Genomic DNA, 24163 nt, shown 5'->3' with positions numbered 1-24163 from the left:
ATCCTTATCATTCAATCGAGCAACCGGGTGCGGGTAAACCAAGCCTTTGATTCAGCGCGAGCCGTGTGATGGGAAACTATCAAGCACGGTTCTTGGAGGAGCCCCGGTAGGTAACTGCCGGGGCTTACTCGCCAAGAATGCGTTGATTACCGAGTACACCGTTGGTGGCGCGAATAACATTTTTAGTGGGAGAGCCCGCGAAATTATCACGATCAGTTTCGTCGAAATAGAGTCGCGCTACACGGCTTATGACGACCAAGGCAAGGCTCAAGCGCCCATATCGGTCGCCTTCGACACGGCGACGAATACCAAAAAATAATTGAACAGCTAAGGAAGGAGGCTTTTGTGTCGACAATAAAGACAATCGACGGTATTACGTATGAAGAGCTATCGTTAGAGGAATTTGAAGAGGATCTTTTTCACCTTGCCGGCGAAGATTATCAGGCGATGAGCACCTTGATGACGGAATTGAAGGACGCGATATGGCAAGAAGTCATGCGCTCCGCGAACGGCAAAAAAGCCGGCAAAACGCCGACGCAGATTATGGTGGAGCGCCAGGAATATCAAATCAAACACCGAAAGCTGATTAAGATCCAAAGAAAGGCGGCTAAACGGCTCGAAAACCGAGAAAGAAACAAACATCTTGCCTATCTGAACTTGAGCCTGTGGGCTGCCGGTCGTGTCGGCCCGGCTGGCACTGACGATCACCATATTGTGTCGTGGAATGACCTACGCGCGCTGCGTGCACGGGCAATCCTCAGACAGTTTGGCATTGAGGTTGATGATGAATGCAACGGCGCCGCATTGCCATCGGGCAAAAAGAATGTGCCACACCCGGATATGCCGAACGCGTGCGCGCATAAAACGGTCCATACGAATGTTTACTATGTCAATGTAGAATTTCTTCTGGAAGGGCTGGCGGTAGACCCCGACACAACGAAACAGAATGTTGTCGACCTTTTGCGGGAAATTGCTAGACAACTGACGGAAGGAACATTCCCGCTCAAGAATAGGCTCGATGGAAAAGCTGTTTAAAGAGGCTCATGACTATGGCTGTTTACATCCTTGATACAGTGACCAACGACCCGAAGCGCGGGACGTTAGTATTTACCAAAGAATATGAAGAGAAGAACGAGCCAGCTTATCGGTTCGGAGGCCAACCAAAAACAGAGTGGAAGCCGATTCGTCTCCAATGGTTTTTGCGTAAGAACCAGAAACGCAAAAATCTAATAATTGGCGATTTTGTTTTGGTGTTTGGCGCCGGTGTAAACGTGGCGTTAAACGAAAAGGCTAAAAAGGTTCTTGAGCCTGTGTTGGGCAACGACGCGCAATTCCTACCCGTTGAAGTAGTAGGCGAAGAGACTGACGCATGGTATTTGCTCAACGTTGTTAATAGGATTGATAATTCGGTGTCCGTCGAAAAGAGCCACTATATTGAGCTTCCCGGCGGAAAACGTGTGTTGCAGCGCCCAGTTTTTAATGAACAAAGCATTCCGGAGAACCGCGTATTTGTTTATCCGAATGCATATATCAGCGCAATAGTGCGGGGTGAACGTTTGAAAGAGCTTGTCGTAACCCACAAGCTAACCGGGCTTAAGTTTACACCCTGCGAAACATTGGAAGAGGGCTTACTGCCAAAGGGCGCCACCGGTTAAGTATCAACACCACAGGGCGTCGCGAACACATTGCGCGCCCCGCTCTTTTCCGTCGTTCCCTATTTGCGTCTCTCATTCGGAACCAGCTCTATCTGTCCGCCGCCTTTCAACAATAAGGATAGGCAACGCAGCGTCGCGCGTGTCGACGACTCGCTTAGTACATGAACATAACGTTTCTTCTTGAAGAATTGGCGCAAATTCCAGACACAACGCGGGACGACATTGTTACTTTGTTGCAAGATATCGCCAAACAATTGACGGATGGCGTTTTTCCGTTGCATGTTGAGATAGAGAATCAGCGAAAGAAGGAGGTTTAGTTATGACGATTTACAGCCTTAGTGCAGCGAATAGCGGCTCGAAAGAGGGCGATTTGGTTTTTGCACGGGAACAGGATGCAAGCAATTCCCGATTTCGCGGTATGCCGAAAAAAAACTGGAAGCCGATTCAATTCGTCTGGTGTCCAGATGATAACCAAAAACGTAAGGATCTTGTTATTAATGATTTTGTTCTGGTGATTGGCGCCGGCGTCGACATCGCGCTAAACAAGCGCGCCAAAACGATACTTGAGCCTGCATTGAGCGGCGACGCAGAGTATCTGCCGATTGAAGTCGTCGGCGAAGGAACTGACCCATGGTACTTACTGAACGTAACTAATCGAATCGACGACGCGATAAGTCTCGAAAAGAGCGACTACATGGAGCTTTCCAACGGGAAGCGCATCCTTACTCGCCCCACCTTCATCGAGAAGAAAATTCCCGACAACCGGATATTTGTCTATCCGCATGCTTATCAAAGGGCAGTGGTAAAAGGCGAATTGTTGAAGGAGCTTGTTTCTGCTCACAAACTAACCGGTCTGAATTTTCATCTCTGTGAAACTGTAGAAGACGGGGTGCTCCCGAAAAGCGCGGCGGGTTAATGATGAGCGAGCTGGACCAGATGTATTAGCGCTGTTCGAAAAATTCGAAACCGGACCAAGGTGTCAGAATTGAATGGCACTGATTTAAGAAATTTCACCGTCATAACAGCAGCGTTCCCTCTCCCCTTGCGGGAGAGGGGGAACCTTACCAATGTAATATCACCCCTCTCCCCGGCCCTCTCCCGCAAGGGGAGAGGGAGTGGCGGTGGATAGGCTTCGGCTTTTGCTTTAAGTAAGTGCCATTCGTGTCAGAATTGTTGAATCGATAAATTAACGCATCATCGATCACGTTCGGGTAACAATCGATGCATGCAATCGGCGGTGGCGCACTTTTCAACGATACTGACCCTTTGATTCGATGCTGACCCTTTGATTCGATGAGTAAGTAATCCACAAATTTATTTGCTGGCTTTGCCTCCGTTCATCCCAGTGCTGTGACCGCCAATCAAGTTCTGCTTGTTCTGTCGCTACACGCGCTCGTATTTTGGGAAATCGTTGCCGCCGTCGTTGATGTCATGCGGCGAGTAGAACACTAAGAAAAAATAAGCAATTGTCAAAAGGGATCATCGATGAGCTCCATTCGTTCGCGCGTAGCGGCCGCAGTTCTTGCGGTCGCTGTATTATTGGCCGGTTGTGGTGGTAGCAGCACATCGGATACGCCGTCGAATGATTCTCCGCCGCCATCTACGCCAAGTCCGCAACCGACTCCCGCACCTACACCGACGAGTTATCTGCTCACGATTGCCGCTTCCGGTTCGGGTCGTGTCAGTTCCGGCCCCGCCGGCATCGAGTGTGGTAATGACTGCAGTCAGTCCTACACCGACGGCACGGAAGTCACGCTGACAGCGACGGCGAATTCCGGTTATACGTTCAGTGGCTGGACCGGCGCCTGTTCCGGCGTAAGTCCGTCGTGCAAAGTGACGATCAACGCCGCAATTAACGTTGGCGCCGGTTTTGTCGCCAACATCGGCCGCGGCGCTACTTATTATGTCGCCACCAGCGGTAACGACAACAACAATGGATCGAGCAGTGCACCGTGGCGCACGATCGCTTATGGCGCCAGCCGGCTGGCAAGCGGCGATACACTCATCGTTCGTGCCGGCGAGTATTTCGATTTGGCTAACTTCATCAATACTCGCCATCGACCGATTGCGAGCGGCACACCGGCGGCGTTTACGACCATCCGCGCGGAAACACCGTTCTCGGTACGTATCCTTAACACCGGAAGCTTGGACTACTGGGACGCACCGGTATTTCTACAAGGCAGCGTGGCGTCGCTCGGACAAACCGTGACCGATAGTTATATCCACGTCGACGGTTTCATCTTCGACATCCGGAACAGTCTTAACCCGGCGTATATGGGTTGGATCTACGGCCATCACAACAAAATCACGCGCTCGATATTCCGTCGTGTCGGTAATGTCGACAATTACGGCGGTTGGGTAACGTTGATCGGCGATTACAACTTGGTCGAGGACGCGGCTGGTGTCGGTGCCGCGCGCTACGGTTTTATCACCGGTGGACCGAGCGCCACCTCGCGCAACAATATTTTCCGGCGCGTCGTCGGCCGCATCGACTACACCAATTCGACCGAGCCGAAGGCGACCTTCTCGGTTTACGGCAACGACGGCTTGGTCGATGAGGTACGCGATCACCTGTTCCAAAATTGCATCGCCATCGATGGTCGCCGCGGCCCGCGACCGATTGCGGATAACGACACTTACGGCGGCTTCTATTTTCCGAAGAACGCCATGAACGCTACCATTCAAGGCAGCATCGTCCTGAACACTGAGGTTGGTTACGCCGGTTACTTCGTGAAGGAGTTGTCGGGTCGGAACATCAAGGTCGAACACTCGGTCGCTTGGGATATCTGGAACACGACATCGGACGTTTCCGGCGTGCGTGCCAACGGTAACGTCGATACCGCCGCGCTGATCTTCGACCACATGACCATCGGTCGTAGCGGCGTTAATCCAATGTACGGTTACACCAATTGGGATCACGCACCCACGAAGCAGCTGACGAATACCTTCTTTTATAACAACACCGGCATACGTATCGGCACCAACCAAGGCTGGACCAGCGAAACGAACAACGCCTTCGCGCCGGCCGCGCAAGCGGAGGGAAGTCATCCGGTGACGACCGGCCTCAACCTGCGTTACGTCGTGCGGCCCGAGCCCGGCTCGGGCCTAATCGCCGCCGGCAGCGGCGGCAGCGATATCGGCGCCACCATTCTTTATCGTTACGGCGCAAGCGGCACACTCTGGGGCGAGGCCGGTTACGACCAGCTAACGACCGAGTCGTTGTGGCCGTGGCCGTATGAGGCACAGATCAAGGCCGTGTTTGCCGAACCGAACGACCCGCCAGCCGGCAATACGCCGAGTAGCAACGACACAGTGCGCGGTTTTTGTGCAACACGGGCGCGGCTCGACGGCGTCAATCCGGTCACTCTGACCTCGTACATTTGGGAATACCTGGGTAATCCAATTCCCGCCGATATTTACCGGTAACATCCACGGCAAGTCCGGCCTAATGGGTTAGCACCTTGGCCCATTAGGCCCGATCGCATATAGTGTGGGCAGTTTCCAGTTTCGAGTTGTACCCACCTTAAACATGCAAATCCTCGTCAATGGCGAGTCTCGCCAATTCGAGCGGCCACCGACGGTCGCCGAGCTACTTACCGTTATGGGCCTGGCCGAACGCCGCGTCGCTGTCGAAGTAAACCGCGAGATTGTGCCGCGCAGCCGGCATACTGAGCACCGGCTCGACGAGGCCGATCGGGTCGAGGTGGTGCATGCGATTGGGGGAGGATAAAGATGGTTACATCGGTGACAGGAATGACTCGCAGTGAGCCGACCGTAGACGACGCGTTGGTTATCGCCGGGCAACGCTACCATTCACGTCTGCTCGTTGGCACCGGCAAATATAAGGATATGGAGCAGACCCGGCGTGCGGTCGAGGCGAGTGGGGCGGAGATCGTGACGGTGGCGATTCGCCGCACCAACATCGGCCAGAATCCGAACGAGCCGAGCTTGCTCGATGTGTTGCCGTTGAACAAATACACGTATCTTCCGAATACTGCCGGTTGCTACACCACCGACGACGCCGTGCGCACTTGTCGTCTCGCGCGCGAATTGTTGAATGGCCATGATCTGGTCAAGCTCGAAGTGTTGGGCGACGAGAAGACGTTGTTTCCCGATATCCCGCAGACGCTTGAGGCCGCACGTATTCTTATTAAGGATGGCTTCAAGGTAATGGTGTACACCAACGACGACCCGATCGTCGCCAAGCGGCTCGAAGACATGGGCTGCGTCGCGGTAATGCCGTTGGCGGCGCCGATCGGTTCCGGGCTCGGGATCCGCAATCCGTACAATATTCGTTTTATCGTCGAGGCGGCGAAGGTGCCGATTTTGGTCGATGCCGGCGTTGGCACTGCCAGCGACGCGGCGTTGGCGATGGAACTCGGTTGCGACGGCGTGCTCATGAACACGGCGATCGCGTTGGCACAAAATCCAGTGCTAATGGCGAGTGCTATGAAGAAAGGCATCGAGGCGGGGCGCGAGGCGTATCTTGCGGGCCGTATGCCGCGTAAGCAGTACGGGTCGCCGTCATCGCCGATTGGCGGTACGTTCTTCTAATTATTTCGGCGGTACATCCGCTCTATCCGAGTTCCGTTAGTGACCACAGAGACTCCTAAGCCTCGGCGGCCGATCCGCAGCTTCGTGCTGCGCGAAGGTCGCATGACCGAGGCGCAACGCCGCGCCTTGGAAACCTATTGGCCGCGTTATGGGCTAACGCTCGACGACCAATCGTTGACGACGATTTTTCCGCGGTCGGCACCGCTTATTTTGGAAATCGGCTTCGGCAACGGCGATGCGCTGTTAGCGATGGCAGCGGCGCATCCGCCGCATAATTTTCTCGGCGTCGAAGTGCATCGCCCGGGCGTCGGCAGTTTGCTGATTCGGCTGGCGGCTACCGATCTCGCCAACGTGCGCGTCGTCAATGCCGACGTCAATGAAGTGTTGGCGCGGTTGCCGGCCGGCAGCCTCGCCGGCGTGCATTTATTTTTCCCCGATCCGTGGCCGAAGAAGCGGCATCACAAGCGTCGACTGTTGCAGCCGCCGTTCGCGGAACGTTTGCGCGATGCGCTCGCGATCGACGGCTATCTGCATTGCGCGACCGATTGGGAAGAGTACGCCGAGCAAATGCTGGCAGTGTTGGAAGCGATGCCAACGTTGTCGAACAGTGCCGGTCGCGGCTGTTATGCCGAACGGCCGGCATCGCGGCCGTTGACCCGATTCGAGTCGCGCGGCCGCGCGGCTGGACGTGATGTTAGGGACCTGCTCTTTCGCCGTGTAGGGTGAAGATCGGCCGCTGTTCTTCAATTTCCCCGCTCCCTCGTTCCCTCTCCCACAAGGGGAGCGGGAAGCACTACGTTTTTCGGCGACGAATCGACGGCGTTGCCTTTCAGCAATTGCGCCATCGCGCGCTTTCCCTCGCGGTGCAGAAACTCACAAAATGCCTCCGCCACCGGCGGCAGCCGCTTTTCGGTGCGGCGCACCGCGAACCACTCGCTCACGACCGGCGTACCGGTAACGCTGAGCCGCGCCAAACGACCCACCTGCAGTTCCAAGGCGACGGCATGCGCCGATAAAAAGGCGATACCCATGCCTGCCATTACCGCTTGCTTGATGGTCTCGTTGCAATCCATCTCCAGCATCGTCGTCGGTCGCAGCTTATGCTCGGCGAAATAGCGATCGGTCACCAGCCGCGTTCCCGAACCGGGCTCACGCACTAGAAAATTTTCGCGGAACAACGCCTGCGGCGGAATGCGCCGTTTGTTGGCGAGCGGGTGGTCGTGCATGGCAATGAACACATGCGGGTGCTCGGCAAACGGTTCGGCGATCGTGTCGATCTCTTGTGGAGCGCTGCCCATGATGGCGAGATCGATTTGATTGTCCGCCAGCAGCGCTATCGTGCGTTCGCGATTCTGCACATTCAAGCGCAGCTCGATATTAGGGCAGCGCCGGCGGAACTCGGCGAGCAAGCGCGGTGCGAAATATTTGGCGGTGTTGACGACGCCGATGTTGAGTCGGCCGACGCGCACACCGCGCAACGCCGCCAAGTCTTCGTCGGTAGCGCGCAATTGCTGGGCGATGGCGTTCGCATGATGCGCCAACGTGGTGCCGGCTTCGGTGAGATAAATGCGTTTACCGACTTGCTCGAACAACGGCAAGCCGACCCACTCCTCCAGCTGTTTCACCTGCATCGATACTGCCGGCTGTGTTAAATGCAAGTCTTCGGCGGCGCGCGAGAAGCTGCGGTTGGCGGCAACCGAAGAAAATATGGCCAGCTGTCTGAACGTAATATGTTTCATTTCGTTTTTGTTAAGGCATAAGTCCGGGTTTATTGTTTGGATAAAAATTATTGATTGTTATTTCGTTGACAGAATCGGCAGTCTGCACTAACAGCAGGACGCGTTGATAACACTGAGCAAGGGAAGGCTAATGCGCCACGGACGGTGCGCAATCGTCGTTGTCTATCACCCTCCTTCTCGGCAATCGTTACTGCTTTTTTATTGCGGTATTGCATGACATTCCTTGTCATAGAGGTCACTAATGAGTCAAGAAAATCGATGGCCGTTTGCGCAAGAGCTGCCGGCCACGCTGGCGCTGGAAGACGGCTCCCTTTTTCGCGGTGTGTCTATCGGTGCTGTTGGACACGCTATCGGCGAAGTCGTATTCAATACCGCGCTCACCGGTTATCAAGAGATTTTGACCGATCCGAGTTATAGCGGACAGATCGTCACACTCACGTATCCCCACATCGGCAATACTGGTATCAATGGCGAGGATGTTGAATCGAGTCGGGTGCATGCTGCCGGCTTGATCATTAAAGATTTGCCGTTGCTCGCGTCGAATTTCCGTTCGACCCAATCACTCGCCGATTTTCTCAAAAGCGAAAACATCGTCGGCATTGCCGGCATTGACACCCGTCGGCTCACGCGGATTCTGCGTGAGAAAGGTGTGCAGCATGGAGCTATCGTCGTCGCTCAGCAAGGTGCCAATGTCATCACTCAGCAGGGTGCCATTATCGATACGACCGACGACGCGACGCGCGCATTGGCGCTCGCTAAATCTTTTCCCGGATTAGCCGGCACCGACTTGGCGAAGGTCGTATCGACGCAGCAACCGTACGAGTGGACCGAGGCGGAATGGCGCCTCGGCACCGGTTACCGACAGCAGACGACGGCCAAGCGTCACGTCGTCGTTTTCGACTTCGGCATCAAGCGCAACATCATGCGCATGCTGGTCGAGCGCGGCTGCGAGCTAACCGTGTTGCCAGCGCAATCGACCGCGCGCGACGCGTTAGCGTATCAACCGGACGGCATTTTCCTTTCCAACGGTCCGGGCGATCCGGAACCCTGCGAGTATGCCATCAGCGCGACGCGCGAGTTGATAGATCGCGGCATCCCGGTTTTCGGTATCTGCCTCGGTCATCAAATCATGGCGCTCGCGAGCGGTGCCAAGACGTTGAAGATGCGCTTCGGCCATCACGGCGCCAATCATCCGGTACAAGACCTCGATACTAAGCAGGTCTTGATCACCTCGCAGAACCACGGCTTCGCCGTCGATGCGGCGTCGTTGCCGGCAAACTGCCGGCCCACGCACGTATCGCTATTCGACGGTTCGTTGCAGGGCTTGGCCCGCACCGATCGTCCGGCGTTCTGCTTCCAAGGACATCCCGAGGCATCGCCCGGTCCGCAGGACGTGGCTTATTTGTTCGACCGTTTTGTCAGCTTGATGGAGAACCGCGTTCATGCCTAAGCGTACCGATATTCAAAGCATTCTTATTATTGGCGCCGGCCCGATCGTTATCGGCCAGGCGTGCGAGTTTGATTATTCCGGCGCGCAGGCGTGCCAGGCGCTCAAGCAAGAAGGTTACAAAGTGATCCTCGTCAACAGTAACCCGGCGACGATCATGACCGATCCGAATACGGCCGATGTGACCTACATCGAACCGATCACCGCCGCTGTTCTGCAGCGCATCATCGCCAAAGAGCGCCCGGACGCGATTTTGCCGACCATGGGTGGGCAAACCGCGCTCAATTGCGCGCTCGAGTTGCATGCGCTCGGCGTCTTGGCCGACTACGGCGTCGATTTGATCGGCGCATCGCCGGCGGCGATCGATAAAGCGGAAGATCGGCAGAAGTTCAAACAGGCCATGACCCGCATCGGCCTCGGCAGCGCGCGCTCGGAAATCGCCCATTCGCTCGACCAGGCACTGGAAGTGCAAGTGAAGATCGGCTTCCCGGCCATCATTCGCCCGAGTTTCACGCTCGGTGGCTCCGGCGGTGGCATTGCCTATGACCGCGACGAGTTCGTGCAGATCTGCCAGCGCGGTCTCGACTTGTCGCCGACGCGCGAGCTTTTGATCGAAGAGTCATTGCTCGGTTGGAAAGAATTCGAGATGGAGGTCGTGCGCGATAAGAAAGACAACTGCATCATCGTCTGCTCGATCGAAAACCTCGACCCGATGGGCGTGCATACCGGCGACTCGATCACGGTCGCACCGGCGCAGACGCTGACGGATAAAGAGTACCAGCTCATGCGTAACGCCAGCATCGCCGTGCTGCGCGAGATCGGCGTCGACACCGGCGGCTCGAACGTGCAGTTCGCGATCAACCCGGCCGACGGTCGCATGATCGTAATCGAAATGAATCCGCGCGTGTCGCGCTCGTCGGCATTGGCGTCGAAGGCGACCGGATTTCCGATCGCCAAAGTGGCGGCCAAGCTCGCTGTCGGCTACACGCTCGATGAATTGCGCAACGATATCACTGGCGGCGCGACGCCGGCGTCGTTCGAACCGACCATCGACTACGTCGTCACCAAAGTTCCGCGTTTCGCTTTCGAAAAATTTCCGCAGGCAAACGATCGTCTGACCACGCAGATGAAATCGGTCGGCGAAGTGATGGCGATCGGTCGCACATTTCAAGAATCGTTGCTCAAGGCGCTGCGCGGCCTCGAAGTCGGCGCCGATGGTTTTCAGGAGAAAACCGACGATCGCACCGTAATCGACCGTGAACTGAGGCATCCGGGCCCGGAACGCATCTGGTATATCGGCGATGCCTTTCGTCTGGGCTATTCGCTGCAGGACGTACAGCGGTTGACGCATATCGATCCGTGGTTCCTGGCGCAGATCGAGGAAATCATCCAGCTCGAAGCGTGGCTACGAACGCAGTCGCTCGACATGCTGACGGAGCACACGCTGCGCCGGCTCAAGCAAAAAGGCTTTGCCGATCGTCGCTTGGCGACATTGTTGCAGACTACCGATACCGCCGTGCGCGAGCGCCGTTGGGCGTGGAATATTCGCCCGGTATACAAGCGCGTCGATACTTGCGCTGCCGAGTTCGCCACCAATACCGCTTACCTGTACTCGACCTACGACGAAGAATGCGAGGCGCAACCGAGCAATCGCCAAAAAATCGTCGTGCTCGGCGGCGGCCCGAATCGTATCGGCCAAGGTATCGAGTTCGACTATTGCTGCGTGCACGCGGCACTGGCGATGCGCGAAGACGGTTACGAGACGGTCATGGTCAATTGCAATCCCGAGACCGTTTCGACCGACTACGACACCTCCGACCGGCTGTATTTCGAGCCGGTAACGCTCGAGGACGTGCTCGAAATCGTCGCCAAGGAAAAACCGCTCGGCGTCATCGTCCAGTACGGCGGACAGACGCCGCTCAAATTGGCGTTGGCATTGGCCGCCAATGGCGTGCCGATCATCGGTACGTCGCCCGACATGATCGACATGGCTGAGGATCGCGAGCGTTTTCAAAAGTTATTGCAGTCGCTCAATTTGCGACAGCCGCCCAATCGTACGGCGCGCACCGAAGCTGACGCGCTGACCTTGGCCGATGAAATCGGCTACCCCCTGGTCGTGCGTCCGTCCTATGTATTGGGCGGCCGGGCGATGGAAATCGTCCACGAGCCGGCGGATCTACAGCGCTACATGCGCGAGGCGGTCAAGGTTTCGCACGATTCGCCGGTATTGCTCGATCGGTTCTTGCACGACGCGATCGAGGTCGATGTCGACTGCATCTCCGACGGCGAGCGCAATTTTATCGGTGGCGTCATGCAGCACATCGAACAGGCCGGTATCCATTCCGGCGATTCCGCTTGCTCGCTGCCGCCGTATTCGTTGGCGGCGGAAACGATCGCTGAGCTGAAGCGCCAAACCGCGGCCATGGCCGATCGCTTGAACGTGGTCGGTTTGATGAACGTCCAGTTCGCGATTCAGCGGCTCGACGGCCAAGACGTGATTTACGTGCTCGAGGTTAATCCGCGTGCATCGCGTACCGTGCCGTTCGTGTCGAAGGCGACCGGCTTGCCGCTGGCGAAAATCGCCGCGCGCTGCATGGTCGGCCAATCGCTCAGCCAACAGGGCATCCTGTCCGAGGTCGTGCCGCAGTATTTCAACGTCAAGGAATCGGTATTCCCGTTCGTGAAGTTCCCCGGCGTCGACACCATCCTTGGCCCGGAAATGAAATCCACCGGTGAGGTGATGGGCGTCGGCAAGACCTTCGGCGAGGCCTTCGTCAAATCGCAATTGGCCGCAGGCGTGAAGTTTCCAAAATCGGGCAATGTGTTCATCAGCATTAAAGACGGCGACAAAATGCGTGCGGTCCGGGTCGCTAGTCGGTTTGCGGCGCTCGGGTTTTCGATCGTCGCCACCCGCGGAACGGCCGCCGCTATCGGCGCCGCCGGTGTGTCGGTAACGACGGTCAACGACGTCGCCGACGGTTCGCCGCACATCGTCGACCGGATCGCGAAAAACGAAATCGCCCTCGTCGTAATTACCGTCGACGAGAAACGCAGCGCGATCAAAGATTCGTGGGCCATCCGCGCGTCGGCGTTGGCCGCCGGCTTGCCGGTTTATACGACGATCGCCGGTGCGGAAGCGACGGTCGATGCGTTGCACCACGTCGATACGCACGAGGTGTACGTGCTGCAAGAGTACTTTGCAAAAAATATTTCACGGTCAAGCGTCGACGGTTCGATCGCTATGCCGGGATCGTCGTTGACTAGCGACGACGATCGCTTCAGCTCTGCCGCACATAATTCTGTTGCCACCGATGGCGCCCGTGAAGCGCTGGGTGGTTAGGTAAATTGATTTCAAGGAGACCGAGATTATGCAATCTTCATTAGCAATCGATGTTCTGCCCAAGAGTCCTAATGGGTTCGTCCTTCCAGGCTTGGGTCGTACCATCAGTGTTATCGGCGCGCCGATCGATTTCGGCGCGAGCAAACCTGGACCCGATCTTGGACCGGAATCGATGCGCGCCGCGCGCCTCAATCAGCGTCTCGCCCAGCTCGGTTACGAGGTCCAGGACCGCGGCGATGTGCACGTCCGCCGCCCGCAAAAAATAGCGGCGCCCGACGAGAACCCGAAGTATCTCGCTGAAATCACCGACGCGTGCGATGAACTCGCCGGCGCCGTGCACGATGCGTTGAACGCCGGCCAGTTGCCGCTGGTGCTCGGCGGCGATCACTCGATCGCTATCGGCTCGTTGAGCGGAGTGGCTTCTTACTTTCGCCAGCAGCGTGAAACGTTCGGTCTCATTTGGTTCGACGCCCATGCCGACATGAACACGCCGGAGACGTCACCGTCGGGCAACATCCACGGGATGCCGTTGGCGTCGTTGCTGGGTTATGGCGCTAAGGAATTGGTCAATTTGCGTGGTTTCGCACCGAAGCTGGATTTGCGATTCTGCGCCCACATCGGCGCGCGCGATCTCGACGACGGCGAGCGCGAATTGATTCGTCAGCTCGGTATCCGTTTCTTCACCATGCGTGAAGTCGACCAGCGCGGTATGAGCGCTTGCGTCGACGACGCCATCGCCATTGCTTCGCAGGCGTCCGGCGGCTACGCCGTCACTTTCGACGTCGATGCGATCGATCCGATCGATGCACCGGGTTCCGGCACATTGGTGCGCGGCGGTCTGATGTATCGCGAGGCGCACTTGGCGATGGAAAAAATCGCCGAGGCCGGCGGCATGCGCTCACTCGAGGTGGTGGAGATCAATCCATCGCTCGATGTCGACAATCGTACGACCGAGCTCGGCGTCGAGTTGATCCTGTCGGCATTGGGAAAAACCATCATCTAAACCATTACCGCAGCGCATGCAGGTCGTTGGTCGCTAGCGCGGCCTGCGTTGCGTTGTTCGTTTCACGTTACCTGGGCAATCGCCGACATGATTGAAAAAGAAAAAGCCGCAGAAACGGCGACCTGGTCCGGATTGTTCGCCGAGCCGGTTGCGGAATTGGTCAAGCGTTACACCGCTTCGGTCGAATTCGACAAGCGCTTGGCGCCGTTCGATATCCAAGGATCGCGCGCGCACGCGCGCATGCTGGCGGCGCAGGGCATTATCAGTGCCGCCGATTTGGCCGATATCGAGCGCGGTCTGGCGCGGATCGAAGTCGAGATTCGCGACGGCAAGTTCGAGTGGTCGATCGACCTGGAAGACGTTCACCTCAATATCGAGAAACGTTTGACCGCTTTGGTCGGCGACGCCGGTAAGCGTCTGCACACGGCCCGTTCGCGCAACGATCAAGTCGCGACCGATATCCGCCTGTATTTGCGCGACGCCATTGATACCTTGCGGCGCGGCATCCGCGAGCTGCAAACCGAGTTGCTTAATCTGGCGCGCACCCATGCCGATACTGTGATGCCCGGTTTCACGCACTTACAGGTCGCCCAGCCGGTTTCGTTCGGCCACCATCTGCTCGCCTATTTCGAAATGCTGGCACGCGATGCCGAGCGTCTCGCCGATTGCCGTAAACGCGTAAACCGCTTACCGCTCGGCGCCGCTGCACTCGCCGGTACCAGTTATCCGATCGATCGCGAGCGCGTCGCGCGCGAGCTCGGATTCGAGCGTGTGTGCGCTAATTCGTTGGACGCGGTGTCCGACCGCGACTTCGCCATCGAATTCACCGCCGCCGCGGCGCTGATCATGATGCATCTATCGCGGTTGTCGGAAGAACTGATTCTGTGGATGAGTCCGCGCTTCGGTTTCATCGTTCTCGCCGACCGATTCTGTACCGGTTCATCGATCATGCCGCAGAAAAAGAATCCGGACGTGCCGGAGCTGGTTCGCGGTAAGACCGGACGCGTGACCGGCCATTTGCTGGCATTACTCATGCTGATGAAAGCTCAGCCGCTTGCCTACAACAAGGACAATCAAGAAGACAAAGAACCGCTGTTCGATACGGTCGATACGTTGACGACCACGGTCACGATTTACGCCGACATGCTGCGCGGTCTGACGGTGGATCGCGAGCGCATGCGCGCCGCGGCCATGGAGGGTTTCGCCACCGCCACCGATTTCGCCGATTACTTGGTCAAGAAAGGGTTGCCGTTCCGCGATGCCCACGAGGCAGTGGCCAAGGCTGTGCGCTTCGCCAGCGCGCGTAAGGTCGACCTTTCGGCATTGTCGCTCGCCGAATTAAAGGAATTCTCGGCGTTGGTGGAACAAGACGTCTACGCAGTGTTGACGCTCGAAGGTTCGCTCAACAGCCGTTGCCATATCGGTGGTACCGCGCCGCAGGCGGTGCGCGCCGCCGCTGAGCGCGGACTGGCGCAACTGGTCGGTGAAGATCGATAAGACTGCGTTGTCCGAGGCCTTCGCGGAAATATTTGCCGGAGTCTCTCGATTCGAAAGAGGTAGGGTGGGCCGAAAAACGCCGCCCACCCTACCTTAGGTTATGCCGCGCCGCGTGGCGCTGAGGCTTGGAAACAGCGCTTCTATAAAAGAGCAAGGATTATGAAATGTCACAGATGAACATTGCTGTCGCGCACCGACCCCGATTATCGAATCAGGCGGCGGTCGGCTTGAAGCATTTCTTGCAGTTGAGCGATTTGACCAGCGAAGAGTACGACTATCTCTTCGAGCGCACTCGCGCGATCAAGCAACTGTTTAAGAATTACGCGACTTACCAGCCGCTCAAAGATCGGACCTTGGCAATGGTATTTGCCAAGCAATCGACGCGCACACGGGTGTCATTCGAGGCCGGCATGGCGCAGCTCGGCGGTCATTCGATCCATTTGACCACCGGCGATACGCAAATCGGCCGCGGCGAACCGATCGAGGATGTTGCCCGCGTCATCAGCCGCATGGTCGACGTGGTGATGATCCGCACCTTCGAGCAATCGATCATCGAGCGCTTTACCGCTCATTCGCGTGTGCCGGTCATCAATGGTCTGACCGACGAGTATCACCCATGTCAGATCTTGGCCGATATCTACACCTACACCGAATTTCGCGGGTCGATACGCGGCAAGACCGTCGCTTGGATCGGTGATGCCAACAACATGTGCAACACCTGGCTGCAGGCGGCGCAGATCTTCGATTTCAAGCTGCAGGTGGCGACGCCGGCGCAATACCAGCTGGAGCCGCAACGACGCGCGGCACTCGGTAGCCGACTGGAATGTTTTACCGATCCGATGCAGGCAGCGCGTGGCGCCGATCTCGTGACTACCGATGTTTGGACCAGCATGGGTTTTGAAGCCGAGACCGATGCGCGTCAACAAGCGTTCGCCGGTTTCCAAGTGGATGTGCCGATGATGGCGCAAGCGCGGCCGGATGCATTGTTCATGCATTGTTTGCCGGCGCATCGCGGCGAAGAGGTGTCGGTCGAGGTGTTGGATGGGCCGCAAAGCGTGGTTTGGGATGAAGCGGAAAATCGGCTGCATGTGCAGAAGGCGTTGCTCGAGTATTTGTTATTGGGTTGGTTGAAGCAGGGGTGATGAATTTTGTAATACCCCCACCCTAGCTTTCGGAAGGCTAGGGTGGGGGTATTAACTAATAGCAACAGTGGACGCAATTTTGAAATACTTTACAAAGAAACTTCGTCTTAGATTTTCAATTGGGTAGAGGTCACTAATGAGCGAAATTAAAAAAGTCGTGCTGGCCTATTCCGGTGGCTTGGATACGTCGGTGATTTTGAAATGGTTGCAAGATACCTATCAGTGCGAGGTCGTCACGTTCACCGCCGACATCGGCCAGGGTGAAGAGCTCGAGCCGGCGCGCGAGAAAGCGCAGAAGCTCGGCATCAAAGAAATCTTCATCGACGACTTGCGCGAAGAGTTCGTGCGCGATTTCGTGTTTCCGATGTTTCGCGCCAACGCCATCTACGAAGGCGAGTATTTGTTAGGCACCAGCATTGCCCGCCCGCTGATTGCCAAACGTCAAATCGAAATCGCCCGCGCCACTAACGCCGATGCGGTATCGCACGGCGCCACTGGCAAGGGCAACGACCAAGTACGCTTCGAGCTCGGCTACTACGCGCTCGAACCGAACATCCGCGTGATCGCGCCGTGGCGTGAGTGGGATTTGACCTCGCGCGAGAAGCTGTTGGCCTACGCCGAAAGCCACGGCATTCCGATCGAGATGAAGCACAAAGCCGGCGGTAGCCCGTACAGCATGGACGCGAATTTGCTGCACATCTCCTACGAGGGGCGCGCGCTCGAAGATCCGTCTAAGGAAGCCGACGAGGACATGTGGCGTTGGACCGTGTCGCTGAAGGCGGCGCCGGATCAGGCCGAGTACGTCGAGCTCGAATACCGCCAGGGCGATATCGTCAGCGTGAACGGCAAGTCGATGACGCCGGCGCAGGTGTTGACCGAGCTCAACCGACTTGGCGGTACGCACGGTATCGGTCGGCTCGATCTGGTGGAGAACCGCTACGTCGGCATGAAGTCGCGCGGCTGCTACGAGACGCCGGGCGGCAGCATCATGCTCAAGGCGCATCGCGCTATCGAATCGATTTGCCTCGACCGCGAAGTGGCACATCTCAAGGACGGGCTCATGCCGCGTTATGCCGAGCTGGTCTACAGCGGTTATTGGTGGAGCCCGGAGCGCAAAGCGATTCAAGTCTTGATCGATCATACGCAGCAACATGTGAACGGCTGGGTACGACTCAAGCTGTATAAAGGCAACGTGCTGGTCGTCGGTCGCGGGTCGTCGTCCGATTCGTTGTTCGATCCGACCATCGCCACGTTCGAAGACGACGCCGGTGCTTATAACCAGGCCGACGCCGGCGGATTCATCCGCTTGAATGCATTGCGCTTGCGCATCGCCGCCAAGCAGGGACGACATTAATGAACGCTTTGGTGGCTGCTTCCTTGTTCGATGGCGTCGAAATGGCGCCGCGCGATCCGATCCTCGGCATCAACGACGCCTTCAGCGCCGATAGCAATGCCGGCAAAGTCAATCTCGGCGTCGGTGTTTATTACAACGGCGCCGGCGACGTACCACTGCTCGAGTGCGTGCGCCGTGCCGAAGCGCTGCTCGCGGAAAATCCGGCACCGCGCACTTATTTGCCGATCGACGGCCTGCTGGTCTATAGCCGTGCCGCGCAGGCGTTGCTGTTCGGCGCTGACAGCCCGGTCGTGCGTGAAGAACGCATCGTTACCGTGCAAGCGCTCGGCGGCACCGGCGGACTCAAGCTCGGCGCCGATTTCCTGAAACGAATGGCGCTGGCGGCGACGGTATGGATCAGCGATCCGAGTTGGGAGAACCATCGGGCGTTATTTGAAAATGCTGGCTTCGCCGTCAAGTCTTATCCGTATTACGATGCTGTCACCCGCAGCGTCGATTTTTCCGGGATGGTCGACACCTTACGTCGATTGCCGGCCGGCAGCATCGTCGTATTGCACGCCTGTTGCCATAACCCCACCGGCGTCGATCTCACGTTCGATCAGTGGAGTGAAGTGATTACCATCGTCGGCGAACGCCGGCTGATTCCGTTTCTTGATATCGCCTACCAAGGTTTCGGCGAAGGTCTCGATGCCGACGCGGTGGTGCTGCGTCGTTTCGCCGCTGCCGGCGGCCCGGTATTTATTGCGAGCTCGTTCTCCAAATCGTTTTCGTTGTACGGCGAGCGTGTCGGCGCTTTGAGCGTGGTTACCGCCAGTCGCGATGAGGCGCAGCGCGTGCTCAGTCAATTGAAGCGCGTGGTGCGCACGAACTATTCCAATCCACCTACGCATGGCAGCCGCGTTGTCGCCACGGTGTTGACCACGCCGGCGTTGCATGTGCTGTGGGAGCGGGAGCTGGCCGGCATGCGCGACCGTATCGGCGACATGCGCTGGCAGCTGGTGGAAAAACTCAAGGTGTATGCAGCGGCCACAGATTTCGATTTCATACTGCAGCAACGCGGGATGTTTTCGTACTCGGGGCTTTCCAAAGATGCCGTGGCGCGATTGCGGAAAGAGTTTGCGATTTATGCCGTTGATACCGGACGCATTTGTCTCGCGGCGCTGAATACCAAGAACGTCGATTATGTGGCGCAGGGGATTGCGCGCGTGATGTAAGCGCGGCGCGTTTTAGGCACGAAAGCTTATATCCCCTCTCCCCCGAAAAGCGCGGGGGAGAGGGGATAACGAGTCGACGTTTCATTTTGTTGCCGGCTTAAGTGTCGGCGAAGACACTGTTTCAGGTGGTTGTTGCTCGAAGAAAAACGTCAACACCTACGGAAGGATTATCAGCCAAGGAGTGTTCTCATGTTCCACACCGTCTTAATTGCTAATCGCGGCGAAATCGCGGTTCGCATCGTTCGCACTCTCAAGGCCATGGGCATCCGTAGTGTTGCCGTCTATTCGGATGCAGATCGCAATAGCCGTCACGTCACCGCCGCCGATCAGGCCATTGCGCTTGGTGGTAATTCGGCCGCGGAAAGTTATTTACGCGGCGAGCGCATCTTGGCGGCGGCGCGCGAGTGCGGTGCCCAAGCGATTATTCCCGGCTATGGTTTTTTGTCGGAGAACGCCGACTTCGCCGAGGCGTGTACCGCCGCTGGTATCGTCTTCGTCGGACCTACGCCGCAGCAGATTCGCCAATTTGGTTTAAAGCATACGTCGCGCGAGCTGGCAGCGGCAGCGGGTGTGCCGCTCACGCCGGGAACGGGTTTGTTGGCGACGTTGGACGAAGCCACGGCCGGCGCTGCCGCGCTCGGTTATCCGGTAATGCTCAAAAGTACCGCCGGTGGCGGCGGTATCGGTTTGACGCGTTGCGATGACGAAGCTGCGCTCATTAGCGCTTTCGATTCTGTTAAACGTTTGGGGCAGAACTTCTTCAGCGACAGCGGCGTCTTCCTCGAACGTTTCGTCGACAACGCACGCCATGTTGAAGTGCAGATCTTCGGCGACGGCCGCGGCAATGTGTTGGCGCTCGGTGAACGCGACTGCTCGTTGCAACGGCGTAATCAAAAAGTTGTCGAAGAAACACCGGCGCCGAATTTGCCGTCGGCCACGCGCCAGCAGTTGCTCGACGCCGCGGTGAAATTGGGTAAGGCGGTCAACTATCGCTCCGCCGGCACCGTCGAGTTCATTTACGACCCGGCTCGCGACGCGTTTTATTTCTTAGAAGTGAATACCCGGTTACAAGTCGAGCATCCCGTCACCGAGGCGGTTACCGGCATAGACTTGGTGGAGTGGATGATTCGTACCGCGGCCGACGAGCCGCCGGCGCTCGACCAGGTAATCACGCCGCGCGGCGCGTCGATCGAAGTGCGGCTCTACGCCGAAGACCCGGTTAAAGATTTTCAGCCGGCGCCGGGCGTGTTGACCGACGTCGCGTTTCCCGAGGATGCTCGTATCGATACCTGGGTCGCTACCGGAACCGAGGTCTCGCCGTACTACGATCCGATGATCGCCAAGCTCATCGTTGCGGGCCGCGATCGTGCCGAAGCGTTGGCGAAGTTGCGCACGGCGCTCAATGCCACGCGCCTCGCCGGTATTTCGACAAATCTGGATTATCTGCGCCAAGTCGTTGCCAGTGCTTTCTTCGAGCACGCCGACGTTTCCACCGGCCGACTGGCGCAGTTCGATTACCGCGCGCCGGTGATCGAGGTCGTTGACGCTGGAACTTACACGACGGTGCAGGATTATCCCGGGCGCGTCGGTTATTGGGATGTCGGCGTACCACCCTCGGGGCCGATGGACGATTATGCGTTCCGTCTTGCCAACCGCATCGTCGGTAATCATCCGGCCGCTGCCGGCATCGAATGCACATTGATCGGTCCGAAACTGCGCTTTCATTGCCAGGCGGTCATTGCCCTCACCGGCGCGCCGACGCGGGCGACACTCGACGGTCAAGCGGTGTCGTTCTGGGCGCCGATCGCCGTGCGCGCCGGACAAGTGCTTAACATCGGTAAAGCCGAGCAGGGTTGCCGCACCTATCTGGCCGTAAGGAATGGGTTCGATGTGCCGGTCTATCTCGGTAGCCGTTCGACGTTTGCCAAAGGGCAATTCGGCGGTCACGCCGGCCGCCCGCTGCGCGCTGCCGACATGTTGCCGATCAGCCAACCCGGTCTGCCTGCTTGCACCACGCCGCCGCCGATCTACCAGCCGGCGGCGGCGCCGACGGCGCTGGTGCCAAATTATCCGAAGGAATGGCGAATCGATGTGCTCGATGGTCCGCATGGTGCGCCGGATTTTTTCACGCGCGACGCCGTCGATATGTTCTTCAACACCGATTGGGAAGTGCATTACAACTCCAATCGCTTGGGCATCCGCCTGAACGGACCTAAGCCAAGCTGGACCCGCAGCGATGGCGGCGAAGCCGGACTGCACCCATCGAACATTCACGACGTCGAATACGCTATCGGCACCATCAACTTCACCGGCGACATGCCGATCATCCTCACGCGCGATGGTCCGAGCCTCGGTGGCTTCGTGTGCCCGGCGACGATCGTCAAAGCCGATTTGTGGAAGGTCGGCCAAGTGAAACCGGGCGATCACATCCGCTTCCGTCGTATCAGCTTCGCGACCGCGCTCGCGCTCGAGAAAGCCACTGACGCCGCCTTCGAGCGCTTGGCACCGATGGTGCAGGTGCCGTTATCGCGCCGCCGCAAACCCGAGGGCACTATTTCCGAGTGCGTGCTCGCCGCTTTACCGGCGCGCGGCTCGCATCCGGAAGTGGCCTATCGGCCACAGGGCGACAAGTATTTATTGGTTGAATATGGACCGAACGTACTCGATCTACGGTTACGCTTTCGCGTGCATGCGTTAATGGAAGCGCTGCGCGCGAACCATGTTCCCGGCATCCTCGAGCTATCGCCCGGGGTGCGCTCGCTGCAGGTGCACTACGACAGCCGTGTCATCGCCCAGCAAAAACTCTTGAAGGCGTTGCTGAACATCGAGGAACAGTTGCCGGCCATCGACGCCATGCGCATGCCGACGCGCGTGATCCATCTGCCGCTGGCGTTCGAAGACTCGGCGACGCTCGACGCGATATCGCGTTATCGCCAGTCGGTCCGCGATACCGCACCATGGTTGCCGAGCAACGTCGAGTTCATGCGCCGTATCAACGGGCTCGATAGCACCGATGATGTACGCGACATCATCTTCAATACCAGCTACATGGTGTTGGGACTCGGCGACGTTTACTTAGGCGCGCCGTGCGCGGTGCCGGTCGACCCGCGGCATCGCTTGCTGACTTCCAAATACAACCCGGCGCGAACGTATACCGCCGAAGGCACGGTCGGTATCGGCGGTGTCTACATGTGCATCTATGGCATGGACTCGCCCGGTGGCTATCAGCTTATCGGCCGCACGCTGCCGATCTGGAATAAGTTTCTGAAGAACGCCGTGTTCGAGCCCGGCAAACCGTGGTTACTACGTTTCTTCGACCAGGTGCGGTTCTATCCGGTAACCGAGGACGAGCTCACGGCTGAGCGCAACAGCTTCCGCGAGGGCCGATCGACGATTCGCATCGACGAAGAGATGTTCGACCTCGCCGTTTATGAGCGTTTCCTGATCGACAATGCCGCCAGCATCGACGCCTTTCAGCAGCGCCAGCAAACGGCGTTCCGGGCAGAAGTGGCGCGCTGGCAAGCCGATCGCGATGTGCAGCAGATCGATGAAGAACCGGCCACGGAATACGAAGCCGCGGTCGATGTCGATGGCCACGGTGTCTTCGCCGACATCAGCGGCAACATCTGGAAAGTGCATGTCGAGCCTGGGCAGATCGTTCAGGCCAACGAGCCGTTGCTCATTGTCGAAGCCATGAAAATGGAATTTTCGATTCATGCCGACGTCGCCGCGACCGTGCGCGCGATCCATTGCAAGCCCGGTCGGCCGGTTAACGCCGGCGATTTGCTAGTTGTGTTGGAGCCGAAATGAGGATGTCGACGTGATACCGCCATCGAGCACAAGTTCGCCGCTCGATAAAAAATTACCCGAGTCCAAGAGGGCAGAGCGGGGCGAGGGCGAAGCACTTTCAGGAAGAGAAAGTGTTGAATCGATTTACGCGCGACCGAAGCTCCTATGGCTGCGCGTTCTCGTACCGTTCGCCATGGGTTATTTCCTGTCGTATTTGTTTCGTATGGTCAACGCTGTTGTCGCGCCCGATCTAACGAAAGATCTCGGTCTGTCCGCCAGCGATCTCGGGTTACTCACCGGCGCTTACTTCCTATCGTTCGCGGCGTTTCAAATCCCGCTCGGCATTTTGCTCGATCGCTATTCGCCGCAGCGCGTCGAGGCGGTATTGCTGCTCATCGCCGCCGCCGGCGCCACGGTATTTGCATTGAGCGACAGCAGCGGTGGCTTGGCGATGGGTCGCGCGCTCATTGGCCTAGGCGTATCGGCGTGCCTCATGGCCGGTTTTACCACCTGCGCTTTGTGGTACGCACCGCAAAAATTGCCGGTGGTGAATGCCGCTATCCTTTCCGCCGGTGGTCTCGGTGCGTTGACGGCGACGGCGCCGGTGGAAGCGGTGCTGCAGCTCACCAATTGGCGCGGATTGTTTCTTGGGCTCGCAAGCGCGTCGCTGTTCGTCGCCGCATTGATCTTGTTTGTCGTGCCCCGATATCGACGTCCGCCGCATTCGTCGACATGGACTACGCAGTTGTACGGTACGTTGAGCGTCTTCCGCAGCCCCGCGTTCTGGCGGATCGCGCCGGCGGCCACCATTACGCAAGCGGTCGTCATGGCGGTGCAAGGTTTGTGGGCGGGTCCTTGGTTGCGTAATGTCGCCGGGTTCGAGCGTGACATCGCCGCCGACTATTTGCTGTGCACGGCGGCGGCTTTATTCGCCGGCCAACTCGGTTGGGGCATCATGGCGTCGCGGCTGGTCCGCCGCGGTGTCGCGCCGCTCACGTTGCTCAAGATCGGCATTTTCGTATTTCTGTGCGCACAGGCGGCACTCACCGTTGGTGCGGGTGCGACGACGATTCTTCTGCCGCTATGGATCATCTTCGGTTTCTTCGGTGTCGCCGGCACGTTGTCCTATTCGATCATCGCCCAGCAATTTCCCGCCTCCCTGGCCGGCCGCGCGAACACCGCGGTGAATCTATTAGTGTTTGTTTTCGCCTTCGCCGCTCAATGGGGGTTCGGCCTAATCGTCAATGCCTGGGCTACCGGTGTCGACGAATACGCGCCCACCGGATATACCGTCGCCTTCGGCACCATGCTTGCCGTGCAACTATTCAGTTTCGTCTGGTTGTTGCGTTATCGGGGAACGGTGCCGCGCGCGCTGGCGGACGAGCCGGCAGAAGCGGCTAGGTGTCTCTAGGAACGAACGACCTGATGA

Annotated in this window: 17 protein-coding genes; 16 read left to right on the top strand and 1 reads right to left on the bottom strand. The window is 57.9% G+C overall.

The window, feature by feature from the left end; all coding sequences use genetic code 11:
* Nucleotides 1-345 precede the first annotated feature (345 nt).
* The 7 genes from HY308_19775 (at nt 346) to trmB (ending at nt 6935) form a co-directional block, all read left to right on the top strand.
* Nucleotides 346-1035, top strand: coding sequence for an AHH domain-containing protein (locus tag HY308_19775; GenBank protein MBI3900502.1), 690 nt, complete (start codon nt 346-348; stop codon nt 1033-1035).
* A 14-nt stretch (nt 1036-1049) separates the two neighbouring features.
* Entirely contained in the window at nt 1050-1655 is a 606-nt protein-coding gene (locus HY308_19770) for a hypothetical protein (protein MBI3900501.1), read from the top strand.
* A 319-nt stretch (nt 1656-1974) separates the two neighbouring features.
* Nucleotides 1975-2571 (top strand): hypothetical protein, encoded by a 597-nt coding sequence (locus HY308_19765; protein MBI3900500.1) that lies wholly within the window; start codon nt 1975-1977, stop codon nt 2569-2571.
* Nucleotides 2572-3140: 569 nt separating this feature from the next.
* Nucleotides 3141-5081, top strand: a complete 1941-nt coding sequence (locus HY308_19760; GenBank protein MBI3900499.1) for a hypothetical protein — start codon at nt 3141-3143, stop codon at nt 5079-5081.
* Nucleotides 5082-5184: 103 nt separating this feature from the next.
* Entirely contained in the window at nt 5185-5385 is a 201-nt protein-coding gene (gene thiS / locus HY308_19755) for a sulfur carrier protein ThiS (GenBank protein ID MBI3900498.1), read from the top strand.
* Nucleotides 5386-5408: 23 nt separating this feature from the next.
* Nucleotides 5409-6209, top strand: coding sequence for a thiazole synthase (locus tag HY308_19750; protein ID MBI3900497.1), 801 nt, complete (start codon nt 5409-5411; stop codon nt 6207-6209).
* A 39-nt stretch (nt 6210-6248) separates the two neighbouring features.
* Nucleotides 6249-6935, top strand: a complete 687-nt coding sequence (gene trmB / locus HY308_19745; GenBank protein ID MBI3900496.1) for a tRNA (guanosine(46)-N7)-methyltransferase TrmB — start codon at nt 6249-6251, stop codon at nt 6933-6935.
* A 17-nt stretch (nt 6936-6952) separates the two neighbouring features.
* On the opposite strand, the gene HY308_19740 is transcribed toward trmB, so the two are convergent.
* Complete coding sequence (locus HY308_19740) at nt 6953-7948, bottom strand: LysR family transcriptional regulator (GenBank protein MBI3900495.1); 996 nt, start codon at nt 7946-7948, stop codon at nt 6953-6955.
* Nucleotides 7949-8189: 241 nt separating this feature from the next.
* On the opposite strand from HY308_19740, the gene carA reads away from it, so the two are divergent.
* From carA to HY308_19695, 9 genes are all read left to right on the top strand, one after another.
* Nucleotides 8190-9398 carry a glutamine-hydrolyzing carbamoyl-phosphate synthase small subunit gene (gene carA, locus HY308_19735; GenBank protein MBI3900494.1) on the top strand — a complete coding sequence of 403 codons (1209 nt, stop codon included), beginning with the start codon at nt 8190-8192 and terminating at the stop codon, nt 9396-9398.
* Complete coding sequence (gene carB / locus HY308_19730; protein MBI3900493.1) at nt 9391-12735, top strand: carbamoyl-phosphate synthase large subunit; 3345 nt, start codon at nt 9391-9393, stop codon at nt 12733-12735. The genes carA and carB overlap by 8 nt, the downstream gene beginning before the upstream one ends.
* Nucleotides 12736-12763: 28 nt before the next feature.
* Nucleotides 12764-13738, top strand: coding sequence for an arginase (rocF, locus tag HY308_19725; GenBank protein MBI3900492.1), 975 nt, complete (start codon nt 12764-12766; stop codon nt 13736-13738).
* A gap of 87 nt (nt 13739-13825) precedes the next feature.
* Nucleotides 13826-15235 (top strand): argininosuccinate lyase, encoded by a 1410-nt coding sequence (gene argH, locus HY308_19720; GenBank protein ID MBI3900491.1) that lies wholly within the window; start codon nt 13826-13828, stop codon nt 15233-15235.
* A 173-nt stretch (nt 15236-15408) separates the two neighbouring features.
* Complete coding sequence (gene argF, locus HY308_19715; protein MBI3900490.1) at nt 15409-16377, top strand: ornithine carbamoyltransferase; 969 nt, start codon at nt 15409-15411, stop codon at nt 16375-16377.
* Nucleotides 16378-16513: 136 nt separating this feature from the next.
* Entirely contained in the window at nt 16514-17731 is a 1218-nt protein-coding gene (locus HY308_19710) for an argininosuccinate synthase (protein MBI3900489.1), read from the top strand.
* On the top strand, nt 17731-18945 hold the full coding sequence (locus HY308_19705) for an aspartate/tyrosine/aromatic aminotransferase (GenBank protein MBI3900488.1): 1215 nt from the start codon (nt 17731-17733) through the stop codon (nt 18943-18945). The genes HY308_19710 and HY308_19705 overlap by 1 nt, the downstream gene beginning before the upstream one ends.
* A gap of 189 nt (nt 18946-19134) precedes the next feature.
* Nucleotides 19135-22755 carry an urea carboxylase gene (gene uca, locus HY308_19700; protein ID MBI3900487.1) on the top strand — a complete coding sequence of 1207 codons (3621 nt, stop codon included), beginning with the start codon at nt 19135-19137 and terminating at the stop codon, nt 22753-22755.
* 10 nt (nt 22756-22765) lie between these two features.
* Nucleotides 22766-24145, top strand: coding sequence for an MFS transporter (locus HY308_19695; GenBank protein MBI3900486.1), 1380 nt, complete (start codon nt 22766-22768; stop codon nt 24143-24145).
* Nucleotides 24146-24163 lie beyond the last annotated feature (18 nt).

This window comes from Gammaproteobacteria bacterium (assembly GCA_016199745.1).
Taxonomy (GTDB): Bacteria; Pseudomonadota; Gammaproteobacteria; order Acidiferrobacterales; family Sulfurifustaceae; genus JACQFZ01.
The sequence above is the reverse complement of the archived record's forward strand: the minus strand, read 5'-3'. Positions and strand labels throughout refer to the sequence as shown.